Raw genomic sequence first — 11,286 nt, forward strand, 5'->3', positions numbered from 1 at the left:
CGGCTCAGTCCGGCTGGCGAACACTGCGGCTAAGGAAAAGGGCGCGGATTGACGATTTGCCTATTCCAGACGCGGCACCGAGTTGTCCAAAGACGAGCAGGAAGGAAGATTAAGCAGCCCGACAAAGAGGCGAGTTTGGGACCGGACGGCCGACTACTTAGGCGGCCTTAGGACAAGCCCCAATATATCATCGTGCCAACCCCAGCGAGGGCGGCAACAAGCAGACCGATCTCAAAATATCGGTTGATTCCCCGATCATCGCGAGTCATCAGCTGCACCGTCCAACCGCCACCGGCGTTTTAGGGTCGATGGAGGCGTGATCCATAAAACCTCAGCGCGCTGCGGGAGCACGCATCCGAAAGCTACCAGCCGGTTTCCCTGCGGAAAAGGCGTTTCGGGAAAACCTGGTAATACTACCGGTGTTGCGCACTTAGCACACCAGCCTCAAAAGTGTTCGCCCGTCTGGTGTATGTTCACAACTCGGCAGACGCTAGGGGTGAGCGCGAGATAGCTTTGCTTTCTTTACGAAACTTCCGTTGCGTCTCGAGGCGTGTGGTGAGTTTTCAAATTACAGTACTGAAGGTATTAGCCGGTCATCCGGGCGGACGCGCCTCACTCGCCGAGCTCACGCGCGCGGTAGCCATTCTAATGTCCAGCGGACCGGACTGGACCGACCGAACAAAACGCCTTGCTGCGCGCGCCCCAGGCCTCGAAATATTCAGTCAATCATTTGTTCTGCGCGATGATGCGGGCTGGCAAATCACCGATGCCGGTCGAGCGTTTCTCGGTTCGGTCGAAAGCCCGATCCAAGTGACGGCGGACAATGAACAGCCGACGGAAGCCGCTGTTGCGACGCCGGTGCCGCCACAGGCGTTGTCGCCGATTAGGCTGGTTGTCGTAAACCGGCGCGGCCGACATCGCCGGGCGCGGGACCGGATGCGGCCTTCCGCGGTCGCTTAATTTCTTGCAGTGCGTACCACAACCAATAGGTTTGTCGCCATTGGTTCAAAAAGGAGTGCGGACGTGGCTACTGGTATTGTGAAGTGGTTCAACTCGGCCAAGGGTTATGGATTCATTCAGCCGGACAACGGCGGCAAGGATGTCTTTGTGCACATCTCGGCTGTGGAGCGAGCCGGTTTAAGCAGCCTCAACGAGGGCACGAAGGTGAGCTACGAGGAAACCGAAAACCGCGGCAAAACATCCGCGGAAAGCCTAAGAGTCGGCTAGCGAAGGCCCACTGAGGACGGCCTTAGCCGTTTTAGCGGCGCTCATTGCGCGTTCGACTTCATCGGCAAGCCGGTTAAGGTAGCCGGGCACGCCTGCGCATGCGTCGCTGTCCATGCAGCACGGACGGAAAGGCGGTGACAGTTCATCGAACTTATCGCGGCGGCCATCCAATGGCTTCCAGGAGCCGCGATCAGTACGCATCCCCAGCAACTTGCAGTCCCGGCGACAGTTTTCGTATTAACTAACGACCCTATGCATCGCGGCCAATACCCGCGCCTTAAGCCAGGTTGTGGGAGACCGTCGACGCAGTGAAATTTGACGGAGAACATATTCATGAAGAAGCAGCAAAAGGAACGAGAAGCTTGGCATGAACGGAGGCGACGTCAGATGGTCTGACGCTGTCGACTTCCACAATCCGCTCGAACTGGGAGTCGAAGTATTTGAAGGACGGTCGAACTGATAAATCCGGCCGGATTGAAGATGTGGCGTACCAAGCATTGCCGGTGTCAGCGCGCCGGCTCCCGCGGAGTCTCGGTCGTTCACGAAACCATAGACGAGGGCAGCTTCCTCAGGTGAAACAAAAGCCGCGCTCAAGCGGCCGTTCCACAACGGCGGTCTCCGTATCACTAAAGCGCTTGATAACCGTCAAGCCATTTGGCACTCTTTGGTGAGTGCCCTCCAGCATCAGGGTTTTTATGCGAAAATCATTCTTTGCAATTATTGGCGCGGCTTTCTCGATTGTTATTCTTTCAAGCAGCGGTGCCTCCTGCGGCACCTATCCCTTCGGAGATGAACCGTATAGCCTGAATTGGGGATATGACCCCGAGATACAATCCGGGTGCTGGAAGTGGAATTGGCAGCAATATCATTGGGACAATCACTGCCCGGTCTATGTCAATCCCAAGGTATACATGTATCCGCGATCGCGTCGCGTGGTCTTGCGAACACGGGGCTAATGCCAGATTGCGCGTCTGATCATTCTTAGCTCGCTCTGGAAGTTGATCTTCTGATCACATCAGGAACGCTGAATCGTACAAGCGACTTGGTTGTGCTTGCCGAAGTTCAGCAGCGCGTTTTCGCGGAAGCCGTCCAACCAGACGCCTCGGCCCGCATAGCGATATCCCACACCCATCGGGACGAGCCGCACATGCATCGAGCTCCGCGCCGAAGTGAACAGGGAGGCGGTAACAACCTCACCAACGACACTTACGGCGATCGGGCAAAGCGGATACTCCCGGCCGTTCTCGCAAGTGAAGACAATCTCGGAACAGCCGCCCCGGCCCGACGTCATCAAGCCGAGGTCTGCAGCGGCACTCGGCCGCGGACCGACGCCAACAGAAAATCCGAAGCAGGCTGCAATCAAAACAAACTTGCCAAATCCCGCGCCCATGGCTGCCCCCAAGCTGTAAAATATGGGCCAACAGAGCAAGAATCGCTCAAAAGGTCAAACGTATCTTCGGCAGTCTGCCTGGTGTGCGTGTTGGCCCAGGTCCAGTCCGTGACCGACGCAAGGCCCAGATGCTAACGGTGAGATTTTCTGCTGCGCCCCAACCCCAGATACGCCCACTGTAATTTTTTGAAGTTGCGTTCGCCCGCAGTCTACCGACTTCAATCGCCAAAACATCGTTGCCCACGAATTCCGACGGTGAGGTTGGGGCTGGCCAGCCGAATGGTCGGCAAAGGTGACGCGCAGTCGGGAGGACGTTTAGGCAGATCCGCACGCGTCCTTGTTGACAGCAAGTCGACCGAGCGTTCGATCATTTGAGTCTGTGCGCTGGCGACGCCAATTGAGAATGCGAAAATCATGCCAAGTGCCAGCGATAGTGCGGGTATCGAGGGGGCTTGATGAGGCGGAAACGAGTACTCCGCCGACTCGTTGTTCTGCCAATTTTACCCGGTCATAGTTCGCTGATTTGGCCTGACTGTCTGCTTTTGCGATCGATCTGGTAGCCGCAGCCTGAACAATCGCAGACTGGCCCGTCACCCTTCCCGAGTCTTGGAGAAGGCCAATCGAGGCATTCCCGGCGTCACCGTCGTGCAGTCCTTGGTTCATCCGTGTCCATGGGCACGTGTTTCAACTGGCCGATCGTGCGCTGGTTGCGACACATTGGGGACGCCTAAGCCACGCCCGCTGCCGGCAAGAATGTGCGCGGTAGGTGCACCATTGAATAAAAACAACGCGTTAAGGGAAGGGCGTGAGCGACCGTATCTTGTTGACCAGTAGTTTTACTGGTTTTTCCCGATCGGCCGGCTGACCGCCTCGGGTGCGCTGTCTTTACCACTTTCGCACCGAAAGCATTGATTAACCAAACAGTTTTGTTGACCCTCCTTGCGGTTAACAATACCTTAAAGTTCAATTTTGAAGCCAGTTTTCTAGATTCTTGATTCAAACGACTGCCTTTCGCTTCGGAGATATTTCATGAACGGACCTTTTCAGGTTGCTCAGGCTTCCGGCGTGGGAATCGGCAACAACAACAACGCGGCGCCTCGCATATTCACGCTAACGAAGCCGCTCGGTGATCAGGCCGTCGTCATCAATCTCGGATACGAACAGAAGGTCAAAGTCGACTTCTCCGGCATTGCCAACGAAAAGATCACGCTCGTACGTGTGGGCGAAAAGCTGATCATCCTGTTCGACAACAAGTCGACGGTGACGGTTGAGCCGTTCTTCGATTCAAGGCATGACGCCCTTAACAATCTTTCGGTCGAGGTGGCGCCGGGCCGGGACGTTTCGGTCAGCGAATTCGCGAGCCTGTTTCCGATCACGACGGATCAGTCCGTATTGCCTGCGGCCGGAGAAGGCAATGGCAATGCTCAGGCGAGCGGCGGGAACTTCAACAACAGCGCTGTTGATCCGCTGAGCACGGGCGGGCCGCTCGACCTTCTCGGGCAGGAGTCGCTCGGCAATTTAGCTTCGGCTCTGCAGCAGTTTGCAGGATTGCCGACTGATACATCGACACCGACAACGGCGCCTTCTGCGGGCTTCACACTCTCGAATACATTGCTGATACACGACGAAACCGTTGATGTTCAAATCGCGCTTGGCGCAAACGATCAGGGAAGCGCGCTGCCTTCGGTATTCCAGCAAAACGGACTGGTCGGTTGGGCGCAGAGTTCTGTTTCGGAGATTGCCTCTACGACAGCGGACTTCGGCACAAACGGAGCAGGGTCCGTTACCTATGCGCTGACAACTGCGTCAGGCGGAGCGTTCAATGGCGTAGCCTCCGGGCTACAGGCGACGATAACCGGAAACACGATTTTCCTCTTCACCGAGAGCAATCTGATCGTTGGTCGCGAAGGTAACGGCAACGTCGCCAACGCGAGCGGTGCGGTCGCATTCCAGCTCTATCTGGATCCCGACACGCTCTTACTCAATGTCGCCCAGTACGAGGCGATCCAACATGGCGGAACGTCAGATCCAAACGATATCGCCTCACTCGCCAACGTGGTCTTCATTCAGCAAACCGTTACCGACAGTCTCGGACTTACCGCGACGGCGGTGTCGTCCAATTCGTTGGGCGTGGCATTCCTCGACGACGGCCCAAGCATCAGCCGCGATGACGGCGGTGAGCGGCCTTCGTCGGCGGGGTTTCTTGAACTCGATGAAACAATCGGCCAGGGCGAGAGTCCGCAGACCGACCGCTACAATTCGGGTGAATCGGAGTCGAACGGCGGACCGTCGAACGGAATCCTCGACGACACCGGCGTTTCCACAATCACGGTATCGACGGCACCGGTCCAGGGCCAGGCGATCGGTGAGTTGTCGACCGCGGCGGGTGCGCTGGCGGCTTTGTTCCCCGGTGCAAATATTGACTTTGGGACCGATGGCCCGGGAGCAAACGGCGGTGTCACTAACGTCTTGACGCTGGTTCTTTCGGACGGGACTGTCGGCACGACGCTGACGGCAACCGCGCTGGAGGGCACCGCGCTTGCCGGCATGTCCGCAGCGGAGCGGGCGATCGTACTGGTTCAGGTGGATGCCGACACGATCGAGGGCAGGATTGCCGGCACGGCCGCTGCCGGCGACGAGTTTGTCGCCTTCCGCATCACCCTTGAGGGCGGCAGCGATCCGGCGACAGCTAAGATTACAGTCGACCAGTTCCTGGCGATCGACCATGGCGGTTCGGAGAATCCATCAATCTTCGACGAGCAGGCGTTCCTGCGTCTGGTTGGTGCGGGTACGCTCAACCTGCAGCTTACCACCACGGTCACCGATGGTGACGGCGACCAGGTCAGCTCGCCGGTCCAGGTCAATCTGGTCAGCAACGAGATTTCGTTCATCGCGTTCGATGATGACGGTCCGACGATCACACGTGGAGAGGGCGGAGAAACGCTATCTCTGGCAACACTCAATCTCGACGAGACGATCGGCGCCGATCGCTACAATACTGCGTTGCTGCCGAACCCCGAAGGTGAATCGAACGGCGGATCCTCGAACGGCAGTCTCGACGACACCGGCGTCTCCACGATCACGGTGTCGACGACGCCGGTTCAGGGCCAGGCGATCGGTGAGTTATCGACCTCGGCGGGGGCATTGGCCAATCTGTTCGCGGCCGCGAATGTCGATTTTGGAACGGATGGCGCCGGGCCGCAGGGCGGCATCAGCAACGCATTAACGCTGGTTCTTTCGGGAGAAAGCGTCGCCACGACTCTGACGGCGACCGCGCTGGAGGGCACCGCGCTAGAGGGGTTGTCCGCAGCCGAACGCGCGATTGTACTGGTCCAGGTAGACGCCAATACGCTCGAAGGACGTATCGTCGGTACCGCCGCTGCTGGCGACGAGTTTGTCGCCTTCCGCATCACCCTCGAGGGTGGCAGCGATCCGGCCTCAGCCAAGATCACGGTCGACCAGTTCCTGGCGATCGACCATGGCGGTTCGGAGAATCCATCAGTTCTGGACGAGCAGACGTTCCTGAATCTGATCGGCGAGGGCACGCTCAACCTGCAGCTCACCACCACGGTCACCGATGGCGACGGCGATCAGGCCAGTTCATCTGTCCAGGTCAATCTGATCGGCAACGAGAACTCGTTCATCGCTTTCGATGATGACGGTCCGACGGTGACGAAGGGCGAGGGCGGCGAGACCACCACGCTTGCCCTGCTCAACCTGGACGAGACGATCGGCGCGGATCGCTACAACACGGGCGAGGTGCCGCAGGACAACAACGGGGAGGTCGACGACAAGGCGACCACGGTTACGGTGTCGGAGGCGCCGACCCAGGCGCAGGCGATTGGCGAGCTGTCGACGGCGGCAGGTGCGCTGGCCGGCCTGTTCACCAATGCGAGCGTTGATTTTGGCACCGATGGGCCGGGCGGCGATGGCGGCATCAGCAAGGAGCTGGCGCTGGTGCTGTCGAGCGATGGCATTGCCACGACCCTGACGGTAACTGCGCTGGATGGTACGGCGCTGGAGACCATGACGGCCGGGGAGCGGGCGATCTCGCTGTTCCAGGTCGACGCGAACACGATCGAGGGCCGGATTGCCGGCACCGCGGCCGATGGCGACGAGTATGTCGCGTTCACGATCAAGCTGAATGGGACCGATCCGGCGACGGCGACGATCACGGTGGACCAGTTCCTGGCAATCGACCATGGCGGTTCGGAAATTCCATCAGTCTTCGACGAGCAAACGTTTCTGAATCTGGTTGGTGAGGGCACGCTCAACCTGCAGCTCACCACGACGGCGACCGATGGTGACGGCGATCAGGCCAGTTCATCGGTCCAGGTCAATTTGATCGGCAACGAGAATTCGTTCATCGCGTTCGATGATGACGGTCCGACTATGGTCGCGTCCGGGTCAATTGTTGCGAACGTTGACGAAGATGGCCTGCATGCGCCGGGTCTGTCGGATTCCAATCTCGATAATTCCCGCGACGGCGAAGTCGATGGCAACGAATCCGCCGTCGCGACCTCTGCTGTGTTCGGAACACTCGGCACGCTGATCAATTTCGGCACCGATGGTTTTGGCAGTTTCGGTCTCAAGCCCGTCGCCGCACCGGTCGATAGTGGGCTGACTTCGGGCGGCAAGGCAATTCTCATCGTAACCGACGCAAACGGCTTGCACGGCTATGTCGATAACCTTACGCCGGGCTTTGACGTCGGCGATCGTGAAGTGTTCACGCTGACGGTCGGTTCAGACGGATCTTACACGTTCACGCTCAAGGACCAGATCGATCACCCGAAGCTGGATAACGAGCAAGTCGGCGACAACACGGAAAATACCCTGGTAATTGACCTGGCGTCCTATGTAGTGGCGACAGACGGCGACGGCGACAGCGTTTCTCTTGGTGCTGGTACGTTCACCGTTTCGGTGCTCGACGATATTCCGGTCATCACGGCGCGCGCGCCGAACGAGACGACGGTTACTACCACTGAGACGTTTAGCTACACGCTGCAGGCCGGTAACGCCGATGTCCGCGGCATGGATGGCCAGAACAATCATGATATCAGGCTGAGTGGCGTCGATCTGAACGACAATGATGACAGCGTCAACACGACCGGCATCAAGATCGGTGTTGGCGATGCTCAGAGCGTTGACGGGTTCGAGTCGCAGGGACAGGATTCCGGCCCCGAGATCCTGACAATGGAATTCCTCAGCAATTTTGTTGTCGGTGTTCCAAATACCAATACCTACCAAGTCGGCTCCGCCAGCTTCAAGATTGATGTGGCGGAAGCCCAGGGCATCGAAAGCGCGGTTGTGTTCGTGTCGGCGACCGACGGCGTGAGCCATAATTTCGTCGCGCTGAACTTCACAGTGGACGGCTCTCCGTTCGCGGCGACCGCCGTGTTTCAGGGCGGCGTGCAGGTGGGTTACGTCCTGCACGGCGTGCCGGATCTTTCGACGGTTGTCGCTGCCGGCCAAGGGGGCTCGGTTTTCGACACGCTGAACGTCGGAAATTACGACGATTATCAGTTCAACACGACATTGCTCGGCAACCCCGTCACGTTCACCGACGGTGGCTCGTTCAAGGTCTTCGGAATTGAATCGACGATCACGACGACAACCCTGGTCACCGAAACGTTCAAGATCAGCGAAGACGAGAGCCCCGGAGTGAATACCGCGGCCGATCCGAACGCCGCCAATGACGTCAATCCATTGGTTGATGTTCCGCCTGGCGCGATCGTTGAAGCGAATGCCATCGGTTACGCGAAATCGCCGACCAGCGTGCTTGCTACTGGCTCGTTGTTCGCAGGTAGCGTCGGCGCCGACGAGGAGGGCACCTATTCGTTCGCGATTACCGATAGCGCTGGTAATCCAATAACTTCTGTTGATTCTGGGCTGACGACACTGGACGGCAGCCACATCATGCTGTCCACCGACGTAAACGGCGCCGTGGTTGGTTCCGTCGGCCAGACCGAAATATTCAAGGTCTATGTCGATAGCGACGGTTTCGTCTGGATCGGTCAGTATCAGCCGATCGCCCACAATCTCGACGGATCGAGCCTGGCCACCCACGACGACATAGCGTCGGTTACGGCCGCCCTTCACATCAAGGCCACGCTTACGGATTTCGATGGTGACTCGACGAGCGTCGTGTCTGGCGTGGCGCTGCAAGTCCAGTTTCAGGACGATGGCCCGCTTGCGGTCAACGACGTCGATTCCGCCCATGGCGCGGCCCTGACCGCTACCGGCAACGTGATTACCGGCGTGGATATCGCAGTCGGCTTCGACGTCAACGCGACCGACGGCAATGCCGATACCAAGGGTACCGATGGGGCGAAGATCACGGAGATCGCCGGCGTTACCACCGACACGACTCCGGACCCTTCGCTCAACTTCCAGGTCACCGGCCAGTACGGCACGCTCGTCATTAACGAGAACGGCAACTACACCTACACGCGCTTTAACGGTGCGCCGGTCGTCGCCAACGACGTATTTACATACACGCTGACCGATGGCGATGGCGATTTCTCGACCGCGACGCTGAACATCAGCATCTCCGATCGTGGCGTGACGGTCTCGGGCATCGGTGCGCAGGGCGGCGATGTCACCGTCCTGGAGGACGATTTGTCGGCAAGCCGGGCGGTCGGCGAGTCGGCCGGCTCGAGCCCGAGTTCCCCCAATCTCACACAAACGGGAACGTTTACGGTTTCGACCCCGGACGGGCTGGACGATTTGACGATCGATGGTCACGCCATCGTCACGAATGGCTTTTTTGCAGCCACGTCCTTCCTGACGACAACCGGCAATACGTTCGCGGTCACCGGGTTCGATGGCACCACGGTAAGCTACAGCTATACCCTTCTTGACAACGAACAGCATGCGTTGGTGCAAGGTAACAATACCTTGCTCGAAAGCCTGAGCGTGATTGTGACGGACGTCGACGGCGACACTGCGACGTCGTCGGTCAATATCGCAATCGTGGACGACGTTCCGACGGCGGCAGCGGGGCCTGGGCTGACCGTCGTGGAGACCGATGGCATCACTTCCGGAACCAATCTGCTGGCCAACGACACCCAGGGAGCGGACGGCGCGACGGTGACTGCGGTCAATATTGGCAGCGGCTTCCAGACGATTGCGGCGATCGGAGCGACGGTGCTGTCGAACGCCAATGGCACTTACACGTTCCAGGCGGACGGCACTTGGTCGTTCGATCCGAACGCGAACCTGAACAATGCGTCCGGCATCAGCGCGGACTTTACCTACCGGATCACGGACAGTGACGGCGACACCTCGACGGCAACGCAGGCTATCACGATCAACGACGGGGCGGTTGCGGCGACGCCGGTGGCGGTGACGCTGGAGCTCGACGAGGCTGCGCTGTTCACGGCAGGTGCGACAGGCTCGAATCCGGGCCTGACGTCGGAAGTGGACAGCACGCCATCGCTGTCGTTTACGGCGGGTTCGGACAATCTGACTTCGTTTGCGTTTATCAGCACCTCCGGTTTGGTGACGGACCTGAACGGGACGGGCGGCCAGGACATCTTCTGGGATCTGGCATCGGCAACGCAGATCAAGGGCTATCTCGATGGGGCTCACACGCTGCTTGCGGTGACGCTGGACCTAAGTGCGCCGGCCTCGATTGCGGCGGGAGCAAGCAACACGGTCACGGTGACCGCGACGCTGAGCGACAACCTGCAGCATATTCTGGCGAATGGCGCGCAGATCAGTTCGATCGGCAGCGTGGACGTAGTTGCCACCGACACTGACGGCGACATCACGACGGGGACGGTCAACGTCACCGTGCAGGACGACGTTCCCTTGGCGGCCAATGACGGGCCTTCCGGGGTGGTCGAGGACGGCGTGAGCCTGGTGTCGGGCAACGTCCTGACCAACGACGCCTCGGGCGCGGATACGCCGAAGAGCTTCGTGGCGTGGGCGGCGATCACCGACGCGGCGTCGGTTGCGGCGCTGAACAGCTACGGCACGCTGGTGCAGAACGGCAACGGCACCTGGAGCTATACGCTGAACAACAGCCTTGCGGCGACGCAGGCGCTGACGTCGTCGAGCAGCCTGAGCTACACGCTGCATTATACGATGCAGGATGCGGACGGCGACACGTCGCCGGCGACGCTGACGATCACGATCCAGGGTGCGGACGACAGCGCCGCGGTGGTGACGGCAGAGGCGACCGGCGCGGACGCAACGGTGCTGGAGGCCGGGCTGAACCCGGACGGCTCGAATGCGGGGGCGAGCACCGAGACGGCGACCGGCAGCTTCACGATCTCGGCAACGGACGGGGTGCAGGACATCGTGATCGGCGGCGTGACGTTCACGCTGGCGGAGATCCAGGCGTTCGGCACGACCAATGGCGTGGTGAACACCGGCCAGGGCGTGCTGACGCTGACGGGCTATACCGGCACCAGCTTCGGCGGCACGGTGAACTACAGCTACACGCTGTCGGCGACGATCGACAACGACAGTGTGATTGCGACCGGGAACGACGCGGTCAACGGCACCGGCTTCGACGACAGCTTGGCGCTGACGGTGCACGGCATCGGCGGCACGACGGCGGGCGACAACCTGGTGGTCCACATCGTCGACGACGTGCCCTTGGCGGCCAATGACGGGCCTTCCGGGGTGGTCGAGGACGGCGTGAGCCTGGTGTCGGGCAACGT

The 11,286-nt window shown here is 59.7% G+C and carries 5 protein-coding genes; 3 read left to right on the forward strand and 2 right to left on the reverse strand.

The window, feature by feature from the left end:
• The first annotated feature begins 555 nt into the window (after positions 1-555).
• A complete protein-coding gene (locus JQ574_RS33650; protein ID WP_212384200.1) occupies positions 556-960 on the forward strand; it encodes a hypothetical protein in 405 nt (134 codons plus the stop codon).
• Between the two features lie 63 nt (positions 961-1,023).
• A complete protein-coding gene (locus JQ574_RS33655; RefSeq protein ID WP_212384201.1) occupies positions 1,024-1,227 on the forward strand; it encodes a cold-shock protein in 204 nt (67 codons plus the stop codon).
• 568 nt (positions 1,228-1,795) lie between these two features.
• Here the strand turns inward: JQ574_RS33655 and JQ574_RS33660 are convergent.
• Together JQ574_RS33660 and JQ574_RS33665 are read right to left on the reverse strand one after the other, a co-directional pair.
• Complete coding sequence (locus JQ574_RS33660; RefSeq protein ID WP_212384202.1) at positions 1,796-2,002, reverse strand: hypothetical protein; 207 nt, start codon at positions 2,000-2,002, stop codon at positions 1,796-1,798.
• Between the two features lie 240 nt (positions 2,003-2,242).
• Complete coding sequence (locus JQ574_RS33665; RefSeq protein ID WP_212384203.1) at positions 2,243-2,617, reverse strand: hypothetical protein; 375 nt, start codon at positions 2,615-2,617, stop codon at positions 2,243-2,245.
• Between the two features lie 1,029 nt (positions 2,618-3,646).
• Here JQ574_RS33665 and JQ574_RS33670 point away from each other — a divergent pair.
• On the forward strand, positions 3,647-11,286 hold a 7,640-nt coding region (locus JQ574_RS33670; protein ID WP_212384204.1), incomplete at its 3' end, for an S-layer family protein.

Origin of the sequence: Bradyrhizobium sp. AUGA SZCCT0158 (assembly GCF_018130065.1) — a bacterium.
Classification (GTDB): Bacteria; Pseudomonadota; Alphaproteobacteria; order Rhizobiales; family Xanthobacteraceae; genus Bradyrhizobium.